The 15365-nt window shown below is 57.1% G+C and carries 11 protein-coding genes and 1 tRNA gene; all 12 read right to left on the minus strand.

Features of this window, described 5'->3' with window-relative positions:
• Nucleotides 1–84: 84 nt before the first annotated feature.
• A complete protein-coding gene (gene fusA, locus C2846_RS18050) occupies nucleotides 85–2190 on the minus strand; it encodes an elongation factor G (protein ID WP_080048724.1) in 2106 nt (701 codons plus the stop codon).
• An 18-nt stretch (nucleotides 2191–2208) separates the two neighbouring features.
• Nucleotides 2209–2682, minus strand: coding sequence for a 30S ribosomal protein S7 (gene rpsG / locus C2846_RS18055; RefSeq protein ID WP_080048725.1), 474 nt, complete (start codon nucleotides 2680–2682; stop codon nucleotides 2209–2211).
• Nucleotides 2683–2779: 97 nt separating this feature from the next.
• Complete coding sequence (rpsL, locus tag C2846_RS18060) at nucleotides 2780–3151, minus strand: 30S ribosomal protein S12 (RefSeq protein WP_080048726.1); 372 nt, start codon at nucleotides 3149–3151, stop codon at nucleotides 2780–2782.
• A gap of 147 nt (nucleotides 3152–3298) precedes the next feature.
• Nucleotides 3299–7498 (minus strand): DNA-directed RNA polymerase subunit beta', encoded by a 4200-nt coding sequence (gene rpoC, locus C2846_RS18065; RefSeq protein WP_080048727.1) that lies wholly within the window; start codon nucleotides 7496–7498, stop codon nucleotides 3299–3301.
• A gap of 67 nt (nucleotides 7499–7565) precedes the next feature.
• Nucleotides 7566–11636: a DNA-directed RNA polymerase subunit beta gene (rpoB, locus tag C2846_RS18070; RefSeq protein WP_080048728.1), complete on the minus strand. Its 4071-nt coding sequence runs from the start codon at nucleotides 11634–11636 to the stop codon at nucleotides 7566–7568.
• 215 nt (nucleotides 11637–11851) lie between these two features.
• A complete protein-coding gene (gene rplL, locus C2846_RS18075) occupies nucleotides 11852–12223 on the minus strand; it encodes a 50S ribosomal protein L7/L12 (RefSeq protein ID WP_080048729.1) in 372 nt (123 codons plus the stop codon).
• A gap of 79 nt (nucleotides 12224–12302) precedes the next feature.
• On the minus strand, nucleotides 12303–12803 hold the full coding sequence (rplJ, locus tag C2846_RS18080; protein ID WP_080048730.1) for a 50S ribosomal protein L10: 501 nt from the start codon (nucleotides 12801–12803) through the stop codon (nucleotides 12303–12305).
• A gap of 212 nt (nucleotides 12804–13015) precedes the next feature.
• Entirely contained in the window at nucleotides 13016–13711 is a 696-nt protein-coding gene (gene rplA, locus C2846_RS18085) for a 50S ribosomal protein L1 (RefSeq protein WP_080048731.1), read from the minus strand.
• On the minus strand, nucleotides 13712–14143 hold the full coding sequence (gene rplK, locus C2846_RS18090) for a 50S ribosomal protein L11 (protein WP_080048732.1): 432 nt from the start codon (nucleotides 14141–14143) through the stop codon (nucleotides 13712–13714).
• A 115-nt stretch (nucleotides 14144–14258) separates the two neighbouring features.
• Nucleotides 14259–14792, minus strand: a complete 534-nt coding sequence (gene nusG / locus C2846_RS18095; protein WP_080048733.1) for a transcription termination/antitermination protein NusG — start codon at nucleotides 14790–14792, stop codon at nucleotides 14259–14261.
• A 9-nt stretch (nucleotides 14793–14801) separates the two neighbouring features.
• Nucleotides 14802–15170, minus strand: a complete 369-nt coding sequence (gene secE / locus C2846_RS18100; RefSeq protein WP_080048734.1) for a preprotein translocase subunit SecE — start codon at nucleotides 15168–15170, stop codon at nucleotides 14802–14804.
• Nucleotides 15171–15209: 39 nt separating this feature from the next.
• A tRNA-Trp gene (locus C2846_RS18105) sits at nucleotides 15210–15285 on the minus strand.
• Between the last annotated feature and the right edge of the window lie 80 nt (nucleotides 15286–15365).

Raw genomic sequence — 15365 nt, forward strand, 5'->3', positions numbered from 1 at the left:
GTGCCCACGTTCAGGTGCGGTTTACTACGTTCAAACTTTTCTTTAGCCACGGTTGATAACCTCTTAAATTAGCTTAGGTTCAAGTTAGCCTTGTTTCTTGATGATTGCTTCTGCGATGTTGGCCGGAGCCTCGGCGTACTTGGCAAATTCCATAGAGTAGCTAGCACGGCCTTGGGACATGGAGCGCACGTCCGTGGCATAACCGAACATCTCACCAAGCGGAACCTCAGCGCGGATCACCTTACCGGAGACGGAATCTTCCATACCCTGGATCAAACCGCGACGACGGTTCAGGTCGCCCATTACGTCACCCATGTAATCTTCAGGGGTAACCACTTCGACCTTCATGATCGGCTCCAACAATACAGCACCACCCTTCTGGGCCAACTGCTTGGTAGCCATCGAAGCGGCGATCTTGAACGCCATTTCGTTGGAGTCGACATCATGATAGGAACCATCAAAGATGGTTGCCTTCAGGGAAATCAGCGGGCAGCCGGCGAGAACACCGTTTTTCATCTGCTCCTCGACACCCTTCTGTACTGCCGGGATGTATTCCTTGGGAACCACACCACCGACAACCTCGTTGGCGAATACCAGACCCTCGACACCGTCTTCAGCCGGCTCGAAGCGGATCCACACATGACCAAACTGACCACGACCACCAGACTGACGCACAAACTTGCCTTCAATCTCGCAAGTATTGCGAATCGCCTCACGGTAGGCCACCTGCGGCTTGCCGATATTGGCTTCAACGTTGAATTCACGCTTCATGCGATCAACGATGATGTCCAGGTGCAGCTCACCCATGCCGCCAATGATAGTCTGACCGGACTCTTCGTCAGTCTTAACCCGGAACGACGGATCTTCCTGGGCCAATTTGCCCAGAGCGATACCCATCTTTTCCTGATCGGCCTTGGTCTTGGGCTCAACCGCAACGTGAATTACCGGCTCAGGGAAATCCATGCGCTCGAGCACAATCGGCTTATCGGCATCACACAGAGTGTCACCAGTAGTGACATCCTTCATACCGATCAGCGCCGCAATGTCGCCCGCACGCACTTCCTTGATCTCTTCACGCTGGTTGGCATGCATCTGAACCATACGGCCGACGCGCTCTTTCTTACCCTTGACCGAGTTGACAACCGAGTCACCGGAAGACAGCACGCCCGAATACACCCGCACAAAAGTCAGAGTCCCGACGAAGGGGTCGGTCGCAATCTTGAACGCCAGCGCAGCGAAGGGCTCGTCATCACTGGAGCTGCGTGAGTCGTGCTTCTCCTCGTCATCCGGATGCACGCCCTTGATGGCTTCAACCTCATCAGGCGCCGGCAGGAAGTCGACAACCGCATCCAAAACAAGAGGAACACCCTTGTTCTTAAACGAGGAGCCGCACACCGCCGGAACGATTTCACAAGCCAGAGTACGCTGACGCAAACCAGCCTTGATCTCGTCCTCAGTCAGCTCAATACCTTCGAGGTACTTGTTCATCAGCTCTTCATTGGCCTCGGCTGCCGCCTCGACCATGTTCGAGCGCCACTCTTCGGCCAGACCCTGAAGCTCCGCAGGAATATCTTCCTCGCGATAGGTCATACCCTTGTCTTCGTCGTTCCAGTAGATCGCCTTCATCTTGATCAGATCGACCTGACCTTCGAAGTTCTCTTCAGAACCGATAGCCAGCTGAACCGGAACCGGGGTATGCCCCAGGCGCTTCTTGATCTGCTCAACCACACGCAAGAAATTGGCGCCCTGACGATCCATTTTGTTGACGTAGACAATGCGCGGCACGCCGTATTTGTTGGCCTGACGCCATACGGTCTCGGACTGCGGCTCAACGCCGGAAGTACCACAAAACACCACCACAGCACCGTCCAGTACACGCAACGAACGCTCTACTTCAATAGTGAAGTCAACGTGGCCGGGAGTGTCGATGATATTGACACGGTACTTGTTCGGAAACTGACCACGCGCACCCTGCCAGAAGGTCGTTACAGCAGCAGAGGTAATGGTGATACCACGCTCCTGCTCCTGCACCATCCAGTCAGTAGTGGCAGCGCCGTCATGCACCTCACCCAGCTTGTGATTGATACCGGTATAAAACAGCACCCGCTCAGTGGTGGTGGTTTTCCCAGCATCCACATGCGCACAGATACCGATATTGCGGTACAGATTGATCGGGGTAGAACGAGCCATGGTAGTCTCCTGAGGCTCTTAGAAGCGGTAGTGCGAGAAGGCCTTGTTGGCTTCAGCCATGCGGTGCACGTCTTCACGCTTCTTAACCGCAGCACCCTTACCTTCAGCCGCATCAAGCAGCTCACCGGCCAGGCGCAGGTCCATCGACTTCTCACCACGCTTACGGGCAGCATCTACCAGCCAGCGCATCGCCAGAGCGTTGCGACGAGCGGGACGCACTTCAACCGGAACCTGATAGGTGGCACCGCCAACACGACGGGATTTAACTTCTACGAGCGGAGCAATGGCGTCGAGAGCTTTCTCGAACAGCTCGACCGGATCCTCGGCCTTGGTACGCTCTTTAACTTTGTCCAGAGCACCGTAAACGATGCGCTCGGCGACCGACTTCTTGCCGCTTTCCATTACATGGTTCATGAACTTGGCAAGAATCTGGCTGCCGTATTTCGGCTCTGGCAGGATCTCACGTTTTGCCGCTACACGACGTCTTGGCATGATAAGCCCTCAAACGGTCTTCAGGTTAGCCCAGGACTGTAACGCTTGCGTTACACCTGACCTTACTCTTATCGACTCAGGTAAATGATTTTTAAACTTACTTAGGACGCTTGGCGCCGTACTTCGAACGACCTTGCTTACGGTCTTTGACACCCGAGGTGTCCAGCGAGCCGCGAACAGTGTGGTAACGCACACCCGGCAAGTCTTTTACACGGCCGCCGCGAATCAGAACGACGCTGTGCTCTTGCAGGTTGTGACCTTCACCACCGATATAGGATGAAACTTCGTAGCCGTTGGTCAGACGCACACGGCAGACTTTACGCAGAGCCGAGTTCGGCTTCTTCGGCGTAGTGGTATACACACGGGTGCATACGCCACGACGCTGCGGGCAGTTCTGCAGCGCCGGCACGTCGCTCTTTTCAGCAACGCGCTTACGCGGCTTGCGTACCAGCTGGTTGATTGTTGCCATCTAGCAAAACTCCACTGATGTCACTGGGACATATTAAATAAAAAATGGCAGGACGAAGTGCCCCGCCAATTTTAGGGGTACGGAATTCTATAGAGCCCGCCCCCGAACGTCAAGGTACCCGGCACCCCTGGGCGCCGGGCCACCCTGTCAGTTTCCGCTTGAGTTGAGCGCGTCGGACAGTGCCTGCTCGACTTCACTGGCGCTGACCTTGACCGGCTTGTCGGCCATCCGCTGACGCTTGCGCTCGGCGTGATAGGCCAGACCGGTACCGGCCGGAATCAAACGGCCCACCACCACGTTTTCCTTCAGACCGCGCAGGTTGTCGCGCTTGCCGGTAACCGCAGCTTCAGTCAGTACCCGCGTGGTCTCCTGGAAGGAGGCTGCGGAAATGAACGACTCGGTCGACAGCGAGGCCTTGGTGATACCCAGCAGAATCCGCTCGTACTTGGCCGGGAACTTGTCCTGGGCTGCCAGGCGCTCGTTCTCTTCCAGTACCTGGGTCAGTTCAACCTGATCACCCTTGATCAAGCTGGAGTCACCAGCTTCGCTGATCTCGACCTTGCGCAGCATCTGACGGATGGTCACTTCGATGTGCTTGTCGTTGATCTTCACGCCCTGCAGACGGTAAACGTCCTGAATCTCGTTGACGATGTACTTGGCCAGCGCACTGACACCCAGCAGCCGCAGGATATCGTGCGGGTTGCTCGGACCGTCGGAGATAACTTCACCTTTGGTGACCTGCTCACCTTCAAACACGTTCAGGTGACGCCACTTCGGAATCAGCTCCTCGTAAGGTTCGCCGCCGTCGGTCGGGGTAATGACCAGACGACGCTTGCCCTTGGTTTCCTTACCGAACGAAATCGCCCCGCTGATCTCTGCCAAAATCGCCGGCTCTTTCGGCCGCCGGGCTTCGAACAGGTCAGCAACGCGCGGCAGACCACCGGTAATGTCACGAGTCTTCGAGGTTTCCTGCGGGATACGTGCAATCACGTCACCCACGCTAACCTTGGCGCCGTCAGTCATATTGACCAGTGCGTTGGCCGGCAGGAAGTACTGCGCCGGCACATCGGTACCCGGCATCATCAATTCCTTGCCATTGGCATCGACCAGCTTAACCGCCGGACGAATATCCTTACCGGCAGCCGGGCGATCCTTCGGATCCATGACCTCGATGTTGGTCAGACCGGTCAGCTCATCAGCGGTACGCTTGATGGTGATCCCTTCATCCATGCCAACGAAGGCCACAGTACCGGAGATTTCGCTGACAATCGGGTGAGTGTGCGGGTCCCACTTGGCAACGATGGCGCCGGCCTCAACCTTCTCGCCTTCCTTGACCGAGATCACTGCACCGTAGGGCAGCTTGTAGCGCTCACGCTCACGGCCGAACTCGTCGGCCACCGCCAGCTCGCCGGAACGCGACACGGCGACCAGCGCCCCATCAGCACGCTCGACGTGCTTGAGGTTGTGCAGACGAATGGCGCCGCCGTTCTTGACCTGCACACTGTCGGCCGCTGAAGTCCGGCTGGCCGCCCCCCCGATGTGGAAGGTACGCATGGTCAGCTGGGTACCAGGCTCCCCAATCGACTGGGCAGCAATAACACCTACCGCCTCACCGATGTTGATCTGATGGCCGCGCGCAAGATCACGACCGTAACAGGTCGAGCACACACCATAACGGGTTTCACAGGTGATCGGCGAGCGCACCAGCACTTCGTCGACACTGTTCATTTCCAGGAACTCGACCCACTTTTCGTCGATCAGCGTTCCAGCCGGTACAATCACATCTTCGGTTCCGGGCTTGAACACATCACGCGCCACCACGCGACCAAGTACGCGCTCGCCCAGCGGCTCAACAATATCGCCACCTTCAATGTGCGGCGACATTAACAGGCCGTTGTCGGTACCGCAGTCAACTTCAGTGATGACCAGATCCTGAGCCACGTCAACCAGACGACGGGTCAGGTAACCTGAGTTGGCAGTCTTCAAGGCAGTATCGGCCAGACCTTTACGCGCACCGTGGGTCGAGATGAAGTACTGCAGTACGTTCAGACCTTCGCGGAAGTTGGCGGTAATCGGCGTCTCGATAATCGAGCCATCCGGCTTGGCCATCAGGCCCCGCATCCCGGCCAACTGACGGATCTGGGCAGCCGAACCCCGGGCACCGGAGTCAGCCATCATGTACATCGAGTTGAACGACTCCTGATCCACCTCATTGCCATCACGATCGATGACTCTGGTGGTTTTCAGGTTGTCCATCATGGCCTTGGAAATTTCATCGTTGGCCTTGGACCACAAGTCGATGACCTTGTTGTACTTCTCACCCTGGGTCACCAGACCGGAAGCGTACTGGTCTTCGATTTCCTTGACCTCATCGGTGGCTTCTTCAATGATCCGGGCCTTCTCGTCCGGAATCACGAAGTCGTTGACCCCGATCGAGGCACCAGAGATGGTCGAATAGGCAAAGCCGGTATACATCAACTGGTCGGCGAAGATGACGGTTTCCTTCAGCCCCACTACCCGGTAGCAGTGGTTGATCAGCTTGGAAATCGCCTTTTTCTTCAGCGGCTGGTCAGCCAGCTCGAACGGCAGCCCCTTGGGCAGAATCTGGAACAACAGCGCCCGACCCACTGTGGTATCGACTACCCGAGTCTCGGTGGTCCAGCTCTCGTCCTTGTGCTTGACGGTTTCAGTGATCCGCACCTTGACCATTGCGTGCAGCTCGGCCTGACCGCTGCGGTAAGCCATTTCGACTTCCTGCACGTTGGCAAAGCGCATGCCTTCGCCCTTGGCGTTGATCCGCGAACGGGTCATGTAGTACAGACCCAGCACCACGTCCTGGGACGGCACAATGATCGGCTCGCCAGAGGCCGGCGATAGAATGTTGTTGGTCGACATCATCAGCGCACGCGCTTCGAGCTGGGCTTCCAGCGTCAAAGGTACGTGCACCGCCATCTGGTCACCGTCGAAGTCGGCGTTGTAGGCCGCGCAAACCAGCGGGTGCAGCTGGATTGCCTTGCCTTCGATCAGAACCGGCTCGAACGCCTGGATACCCAGACGGTGCAGTGTCGGTGCACGGTTCAGCAGAACCGGGTGTTCGCGGATGACTTCAGCCAGGATATCCCAGACTTCCGGCAGCTCGCGCTCAACCATCTTCTTGGCGGCCTTGATGGTAGTCGCCAGGCCACGATGCTCCAGCTTGCCGAAGATGAACGGCTTGAACAGCTCCAGCGCCATCTTCTTGGGAAGACCGCACTGATGCAGACGCAGGGTCGGACCAACCACGATCACTGAACGACCGGAGTAGTCGACGCGCTTGCCAAGCAGGTTCTGACGGAAGCGACCCTGCTTACCCTTGATCATGTCAGCCAGTGACTTCAGCGGGCGCTTGTTGGTGCCGGTGATGGCACGGCCACGGCGACCGTTGTCCAGCAGCGCATCAACCGATTCCTGCAGCATGCGCTTTTCGTTGCGCACGATGATATCCGGCGCCGACAGGTCGAGCAGGCGCTTGAGGCGGTTGTTACGGTTGATCACCCGGCGGTACAGATCATTCAGATCCGAAGTCGCGAAACGGCCACCATCCAGCGGTACCAGCGGACGCAGATCCGGCGGCAACACCGGCAGCACGGTCATGACCATCCACTCCGGCTTGTTGCCGGAACCCTGGAAGGCTTCCATCAGCTTCAGCCGCTTGGCCAGCTTCTTGATCTTGGTTTCCGAGGTGGTCTGCGGAATCTCTTCACGCAGCTTGCTGATCTCGTGTTCCAGGTCCATGGCGCTGAGCAGCTCGAATACCGCCTCGGCACCCATACGGGCATCGAAGTCGTCGCCGAACTCTTCCAGCGCTTCGAAGTACTGCTCGTCGTTCAGCAACTGCCCCTTCTCCAGGGTAGTCATGCCCGGCTCGATTACCACGTAGCTCTCGAAATAGAGTACCCGCTCGATATCACGCAGGGTCATGTCCAGCAGCAGACCGATCCGCGACGGCAGCGACTTGAGGAACCAGATGTGAGCAACCGGTGAGGCCAGCTCAATGTGACCCATGCGCTCACGACGGACCTTGGCCAGCGCCACTTCAACGCCGCACTTCTCACAGATCACGCCACGGTGCTTGAGGCGCTTGTACTTGCCGCACAGGCACTCGTAATCCTTGACCGGACCAAAGATCTTGGCGCAGAACAGGCCGTCACGCTCCGGCTTGAAGGTACGGTAGTTGATGGTTTCCGGCTTTTTAACTTCGCCATAGGACCAGGACCGGATCATTTCCGGTGAAGCCAGGCCGATTCGAATGGAATCGAACTCTTCAATCTGTCCCTGGGACTTGAGCAGGTTCAATAAGTCTTTCAAGGCCTATACTCCTCGCAGTGTCTCAAGGGCGGCAGCTCTTGCCGCCCGAGACGTGGGCAGTTGGTGTTTATTCGGATTCCAGTTCGATATCGATACCGAGCGAACGGATTTCCTTGACCAGTACGTTGAAGGACTCGGGCATACCGGCCTCCATCCGATGGTCGCCGTCCACGATGTTCTTGTACATCTTGGTCCGGCCGTTCACGTCGTCCGATTTCACAGTCAGCATCTCCTGCAGGGTGTAGGCGGCGCCATAGGCTTCCAGAGCCCAGACCTCCATCTCCCCGAAACGCTGACCACCAAACTGCGCCTTACCACCCAGCGGCTGCTGGGTAACCAGACTGTAGGAACCGGTGGAACGCGCATGCATCTTGTCATCCACCAGGTGGTTGAGCTTGAGCATGTACATGTAACCCACGGTTACCGGACGGTCGAAGGCGTTACCGGTACGGCCGTCATACAGCCTCATCTGGCCACTATCAGGCAGATCAGCCAGACGCAGCATGTGTTTGATTTCCTGCTCATGAGCGCCATCAAACACCGCAGTCGCCATCGGCACACCACCGCGCAGGTTGTTCGCCAACTCGATGATCTCGGCATCACTGAGCGCAGCCAGATCTTCCTGACGACCACCCACTTTGTTGTAGACCTCATCGAGGAACTCACGCAGCTCGGCCAGCTTGCGCTGCTCCTCAAGCATGCGATTGATCTTCTCGCCCAAGCCCTTGGCCGCCAGGCCCAGGTGAGTTTCGAGGATCTGCCCAACGTTCATCCGCGACGGTACGCCCAGCGGGTTGAGGACGATATCGACCGGCGTGCCGTTCTCATCGTGCGGCATGTCTTCGATCGGCATGATCACCGAGATAACACCCTTGTTACCGTGGCGACCGGCCATCTTGTCACCTGGCTGGATGCGGCGCTTGATCGCCAGATAGACCTTGACGATTTTCAGTACGCCCGGCGCCAGATCGTCGCCCTGCTGCAGCTTGCGCTTCTTGTCTTCGAACTTCTCGTCGAGCAGCTTACGGCGATCGGACAGATAGGCCTGGGCCATTTCCAGCTGTTCGTTGAAGCTGTCTTCGCTCAAGCGCAGCTTGAACCACTGACCATGCTCGATACCGTCGAGAATCTCGTCAGTCAGCACAGTGCCTTTCTTCAGGCCCGCGCCACCTTCAGCGGTCTGACCAACCAGCGCGGCGCGCAGACGCTCGAAAGTAGCCACTTCGACAATCCGGAACTCTTCCTGCAGGTTCTTGCGGATTTCGTCGAGCTGCTGCTTCTCGATCGACAGCGCACGCGAGTCGCGCTCAACGCCATCACGGGTGAAGACCTGCACGTCGATCACGGTACCCTTGGTGCCAGTCGGCACACGCAGAGAGGTGTCTTTAACATCGGACGCCTTCTCACCGAAGATCGCACGCAGCAGCTTTTCTTCCGGGGTCAGCTGGGTTTCACCCTTGGGCGTGACCTTACCGACCAGGATGTCGCCCGGGCCAACTTCGGCGCCAACATAGACGATACCGGCCTCATCCAGTTTGCCCAGCGCGGCTTCGCCAACATTGGGGATATCCGAGGTAATTTCCTCCGGCCCCAGCTTGGTGTCACGCGATACGCAGGTCAGTTCCTGAATGTGGATGGTGGTGAAACGGTCTTCCTGAACCACACGCTCGGAGACCAGAATCGAGTCTTCGAAGTTGTAGCCGTTCCAGGGCATGAAGGCCACGCGCATGTTCTGACCCAAGGCCAGCTCACCCATGTCGACAGAAGAGCCGTCGGCCAGGATGTCGTTGCGCTGCACCACATCACCCTTCTTGACCAGCGGACGCTGGTTGATGCAGGTGTTCTGGTTGGAACGGGTGTACTTGGTCAGGCTGTAGATATCAACACCAGCCTCACCCGCTTCAACCTGGTCATCCGCGACACGAACAACGATGCGGCTGGCGTCGACTGAGTCGATCACCCCGCCACGGCGGGCAATTACGCACACACCGGAGTCGCGGGCCACATTGCGCTCCATGCCGGTACCTACCAGCGGCTTCTCGGCACGCAGGGTCGGCACGGCCTGACGCTGCATGTTCGAACCCATCAAGGCGCGGTTGGCGTCGTCGTGCTCAAGGAACGGAATCAGCGAGGCGGCGACCGAGACAACCTGACGCGGCGACACGTCCATCAGGGTCACATCTTCCGGCGCCTTGACGGTGAATTCGTTCATATGCCGCACGGCTACCAGATCATCAACCAGACGGCTGTTTTCCACCTTGGCGCTGGCCTGGGCGATAACGTGATCAGCCTCTTCAATCGCCGACAAGAACACGATCTCGTCGGTTACAACGGCGTCTTTGACCAGGCGGTACGGGCTTTCAAGGAAGCCGTACTGGTTGGTACGAGCGTAAGTCGCCAGGGAGTTAATCAGACCGATGTTCGGACCTTCCGGGGTTTCGATCGGACATACGCGGCCATAATGGGTCGGGTGTACGTCGCGCACTTCGAAGCCGGCGCGCTCACGGGTCAGACCACCCGGACCAAGGGCAGATACACGGCGCTTGTGGGTAATCTCCGACAGCGGGTTGTTCTGGTCCATGAACTGCGACAGCTGGCTGGAACCAAAGAATTCCTTGACCGCGGCAGCGACCGGCTTGGCGTTGATCAGGTCCTGAGGCATCAGGCCTTCACTTTCAGCCATCGACAGACGCTCCTTGACCGCACGCTCAACACGCACAAGGCCAACACGGAACTGGTTTTCGGCCATCTCGCCGACCGAACGTACCCGACGGTTACCGAGGTGGTCGATATCGTCAACTACGCCCTTGCCGTTACGGATGTCGACCAGAGTCTTGAGCACTTCAATGATGTCTTCTTTGCTCAGAACGCCAGGGCCTTCAATTTCCTCACGACCGATGCGGCGGTTGAACTTCATCCGGCCAACAGCCGACAGGTCATAGCGCTCGCTGCTGAAGAACAGATTGGCGAACAGGGTCTCGGCCGCGTCCTTGGTCGGCGGCTCGCCCGGGCGCATCATCCGGTAAATCTCAACCAACGCTTCGAGCTGGCTGCCGGTATTGTCGATACGCAGGGTGTCGGAGATGAACGAACCGCAGTCGATTTCGTTGGTATACAGCGTCTCCAGACGCTCAACACCGGCCTTGGCCAGCTTGGTAACGATATCAACTGTGGCTTCGGTGTTGCACTCGACCAGGATCTCGCCGGTAGCCGGGTGTACAACCGGCTTGGCAATGGTACGACCAATCAGGTACTCAAACGGCACTTCCAGACTGTTGATGCCGGCTTTTTCCAACTGATTGATGTGGCGCGCAGTGATACGGCGGCCTTTCTCGACAATTACCTTGCCCTTTTCGTCCTTGATATCGAAGGTGGCGATCTCACCACGCAGACGCTGGGGCACCAGCTCCAACTGCAGGCTGTCACCCTTCACTTCAAACACGTTGGTGTCGTAGAAGATGTCGAGAATTTCTTCGGTCTGATACCCCAGAGCACGCAGCAGCACGCTGGCCGGCAGCTTGCGGCGACGGTCGATACGGACAAAGACACAGTCCTTGGGATCGAATTCGAAGTCCAGCCAGGAGCCGCGGTAAGGAATCACGCGAGCGGAGTACAGCAGCTTGCCAGAGCTGTGGGTCTTACCACGGTCGTGATCGAAGAACACACCCGGACTGCGGTGCAGCTGGGAGACAATAACCCGCTCGGTACCGTTGATGATGAAGGTACCGTTTTCGGTCATCAGGGGGATCTCCCCCATGTAGACTTCCTGCTCCTTGATGTCCTTGATCGCCTTGTTCGAAGACTCACGATCAAAAATGATCAGGCGGACTTTGACCCGCAGCGGAACGGCGAAGGTAACGCCGCGCAGGATACATTCCTTGACGTCGAAAGCCGGCTCACCCAACCGGTAACCGACATACTCGAGTGCCGCATTACCGGAATAGCTGATAATGGGGAAAACAGATTTGAAGGCCGCGTGCAGACCGACATCGCGAATCTGCTCCTTCGGCAGGTCGCTCTGCAGGAATTCCCGATAGGAATCCAGCTGAATCGCCAGCAGATAGGGCACATCCATCACATGCGGCAGTTTGCCAAAGTCCTTGCGGATACGTTTTTTCTCAGTGTATGAGTAAGCCATCAGCGTTCCCCAGCTTGGTCACCTGCTTGATAGGCCCTGCCCGCTGGCAAAGCCTTAAAATGCGTGCAAGCCCTAAGTCTTGCTCACTCGCGAAGAGTGCATCCGCAGCCTGAACGACAAAAGCAGGCTAGAACGGAAAAAGGCCGGTGGCACTTTGGCCACCAGCCATCAATCTGACCGATTCAATCAGATTGTCGATGCAAGGTCTTGCCAGCTTACTTGAGCTCGACCTTGGCACCAGCTTCTTCCAGCGCCTTCTTGGCAGCTTCGGCTTCTTCCTTGGAAACGCCTTCCTTCACGGTGCTCGGAGCGCCGTCAACAACAGCCTTGGCTTCCTTCAGACCCAGACCGGTGATTTCGCGAACGGCCTTGATCACGTTCACTTTCTTGTCACCAGCTTCGGCCAGAACGATGTTGAACTCGGTCTGTTCTTCAGCAGCAGCAGCGGCACCAGCAGCCGGGCCAGCAGCAACAGCGGCAGCGGCAGTTACACCGAACTTCTCTTCCATAGCCTTGATCAGTTCTACAACCTGCATCACGGACATTTCGGAAACGGCGTTGATGATATCTTCGTTGGTCAGAGCCATGACTCTATATTCCTGTATTGGGGACGGCACCCTGGCCGTCGACATTAAATGCAAACAAGCAAGCACTCAGCACAGCTGATTAAGCGGCTTCGGCTTCCTTCTGATCGCGGACAGCGGCCAAAGTACGAACGAACTTGCTGGTAGCGCCTTGCATCACGCTCATCAGCTGGGCGATTGCCTCGTCGTAAGTCGGCAGAGAAGCCAGTACGTCGACCTGATTAGCTGCAAGGAAGTTGCCTTCGAACGCAGCAGCCTTGATCTCGAACTTGTCCTGACCCTTGGCGAACTCCTTGAACAGACGAGCAGCAGCGCCCGGGTGTTCAGTGGAGAAGGCAATCAGGGTAGGACCGACAAAGACTTCGTTCAGACACTCATACTCAGTGCCTTCAACGGCGCGACGCAGCAGGGTATTACGAACGACACGAACGTATACACCAGCTTCACGCGCTTCTTTGCGCAGCCCGGTCATGGCAGCTACGGTCACACCGCGGGCATCAGCCACTACGGCAGACAGCGCACCTTTGGCAGCTTCGTTGACTTCAGCGACGATGGCCTTTTTGTCTTCGAGCTTAATTGCCACGGGTTTCACTCCTGGATTTACCATTAACCATCCTTTCGGACGGCATGTTTTGGTGTCTGATCCAGCCTGCACTGAATCGGGAGCACCATCTGCGTAGGCTCAAGAGCCGAAGCTCCGGGTTTGAGGCTTGCGCCGCCTACGGTCTTGGACGACCCCCGCATGGCAGGGACCCCAATAGGTGGCGCACCCAGCGGGTGCGCCGATAATGCTTATCAGATGTTCAGGGAAGCCTGATCGATCTGGACGCCCGGACCCATGGTGGTGCTCAGGGAAACGCGCTTCAGATACACACCCTTGGAGGTCGACGGCTTGGCCTTTTTCAGGTCAGCCAGCAGGGCCTCAACGTTCTCTTTCAGCTTGACGGCTTCGAAACCGACCTTGCCGACCGAGCAGTGAATGATGCCGTTCTTGTCGGTGCGGTAACGAACCTGACCAGCCTTGGCATTCTTCACAGCAGTACCGACGTCAGCAGCAACAGTGCCTACCTTCGGGTTCGGCATCAGACCACGAGGACCCAGCACCTGACCCAACTGACCAACAACGCGCATGGCGTCGGGCGAGGCGATAACCACGTCGTAGTTCAGGTCGCCGGCTTTCATTTCAGCAGCCAGATCGTCCATCCCAACCTTGTCGGCACCGGCGGCCAGCGCGGCCTCGGCATTGGCACCCTGGGTGAAGACAGCTACACGCACGGTCTTACCAGTGCCGTGCGGCAGCAGAGTGGCGCCACGAACGACCTGGTCAGATTTGCGCGGATCAACACCCAGGTTGATGGCGACGTCAAAGGATTCAGTGAACTTGACGTTGGATACTTCGGCCAGCAAAGCGGCAGCGTCTTCAAAGCTGTAGGCCTTGTTCGGCTGAACCTTCTCGTTGATAGCCTTTTGGCGTTTGGTCAGCTTGGCCATTTACACACCCTCCACATTCAGACCCATGCTACGGGCAGAGCCCGCGATGGTACGGATACCGGCTTCCAGATCAGCAGCGGTCAGATCGGCCTGCTTGGCCTTAACGATCTCTTCCAGCTGGGCACGAGTTACGGTGCCGACCTTTTGGCTGTTCGGGCGCGCAGAACCGCTGCTGATACCAGCCGCTTTCTTCAGCAGCACGGCAGCAGGAGTGCTCTTGGTTTCGAAAGTAAAGCTACGGTCACTGTAAACAGTGATAATCACTGGAGTCGGCAGACCGGGCTCAGCGCCCTGAGTCTTGGCGTTGAACGCCTTGCAGAACTCCATGATGTTGACACCGTGCTGACCCAGAGCCGGACCTACCGGCGGACTCGGGTTAGCCTGACCGGCCTTGACTTGCAGCTTGATATAAGCCTGAATCTTCTTTGCCATTTGTTTTCTCCAAAGGGTAGTAGCGCCTTACGGCTCCCCAATTAGCAATATTCCCCCAGCGACAACAAAACCCCGCACTGCCCAAGGCACTGCAGGGTTCAGGGGATTATCGGAATCAGCCTTTCTCTACCTGGCTGAATTCCAGCTCCACTGGCGTGGGGCGACCAAAAATAAGAACAGCCACCTGAACACGACTCTTCTCATAATTCACTTCTTCGACAACACCGTTGAAATCAGCAAACGGGCCATCAGTAACACGAACAACCTCACCCGGTTCAAACAGGGTCTTAGGCTTGGGCTTGTCGCTGCCATCGGCAACCCGACGCAGAATAGCCTCAGCCTCTTTATCAGTGATCGGCGCTGGTTTGTCGGCGGTACCACCAATAAAACCAAGAACCCGACTGGTATCCTTCACCAAGTGCCAGGTGCCTTCATTCATTTCCATCTGAACCAGGACATAACCCGGGAAGAACTTGCGCTCACTCTTGCGCTTCTGCCCGTTACGCATCTCTACCACTTCTTCAGTGGGCACCAGGATTTCGCCGAATTGGTCTTCCATTCCGGCCAGCTTGACCCGCTCTTTCAGAGAGCGCATGACATGCTTTTCGAATCCCGAATAGGCATGCACAACGTACCAACGCTTAGACACGGCGCACCTTTAACCAATGAACTTAGAAATAATCCAGCCCAGCAGGCTGTCCAGACCCCACAAAATCAGAGCCATGACCAGCACTACGGCAACCACAATGAGTGTGGTCTGAGTGGTTTCCGGACGAGTCGGCCAGACGACCTTGCGAATCTCGATGCGCGCCTCTTTCATCAGCGCCCAGAACGCTTTGCCCTTAACGGTCTGCAGGGCGACAAAGCCAGCCACCAGACCCAGAGCCACAAGCGCCACAGCACGATACAAAACAGGCTCGGCGGCAAAATGATGATTTCCGTAAACACCGACGAACACGACAATGGCGACAACAACCCACTTAACTACATCGAAGCGGTTATCGTTCAGCTCTGCCTTGGTACTCATGAATCATCAAGTCCTGTTTTGGTAGCCAGATTGAAAATCTGGCAGGCCAGGAGGGAATCGAACCCCCAACCTGCGGTTTTGGAGACCGCCGCTCTGCCAATTGAGCTACTGGCCTGTAATCGCAGTTGAGCCGGCAATAATACCGGCCCAACCATTCAAGATCAACGACTTTTTACTCGATGATCTTGGCAACCA

It is taken from the genome of Pseudomonas jilinensis (genome assembly GCF_003586265.1).
Taxonomy (GTDB): domain Bacteria; phylum Pseudomonadota; class Gammaproteobacteria; order Pseudomonadales; family Pseudomonadaceae; genus Halopseudomonas; species Halopseudomonas phragmitis.

Excerpts from the sequence above, each read along its gene's own strand:
- fusA (WP_080048724.1), bottom strand. The coding sequence starts at position 2,190 with ATGGCTCGTTCTACCCCGATCAATCTGTACCGCAATATCGGTATCTGT.
- rpsG (WP_080048725.1), bottom strand. The coding sequence starts at position 2,682 with ATGCCAAGACGTCGTGTAGCGGCAAAACGTGAGATCCTGCCAGAGCCG.
- rpsL (WP_080048726.1), bottom strand. The coding sequence starts at position 3,151 with ATGGCAACAATCAACCAGCTGGTACGCAAGCCGCGTAAGCGCGTTGCT.
- rpoB (WP_080048728.1), bottom strand. The coding sequence starts at position 11,636 with ATGGCTTACTCATACACTGAGAAAAAACGTATCCGCAAGGACTTTGGC.
- rplL (WP_080048729.1), bottom strand. The coding sequence starts at position 12,223 with ATGGCTCTGACCAACGAAGATATCATCAACGCCGTTTCCGAAATGTCC.
- rplA (WP_080048731.1), bottom strand. The coding sequence starts at position 13,711 with ATGGCCAAGCTGACCAAACGCCAAAAGGCTATCAACGAGAAGGTTCAG.
- rplK (WP_080048732.1), bottom strand. The coding sequence starts at position 14,143 with ATGGCAAAGAAGATTCAGGCTTATATCAAGCTGCAAGTCAAGGCCGGT.
- secE (WP_080048734.1), bottom strand. The coding sequence starts at position 15,170 with ATGAGTACCAAGGCAGAGCTGAACGATAACCGCTTCGATGTAGTTAAG.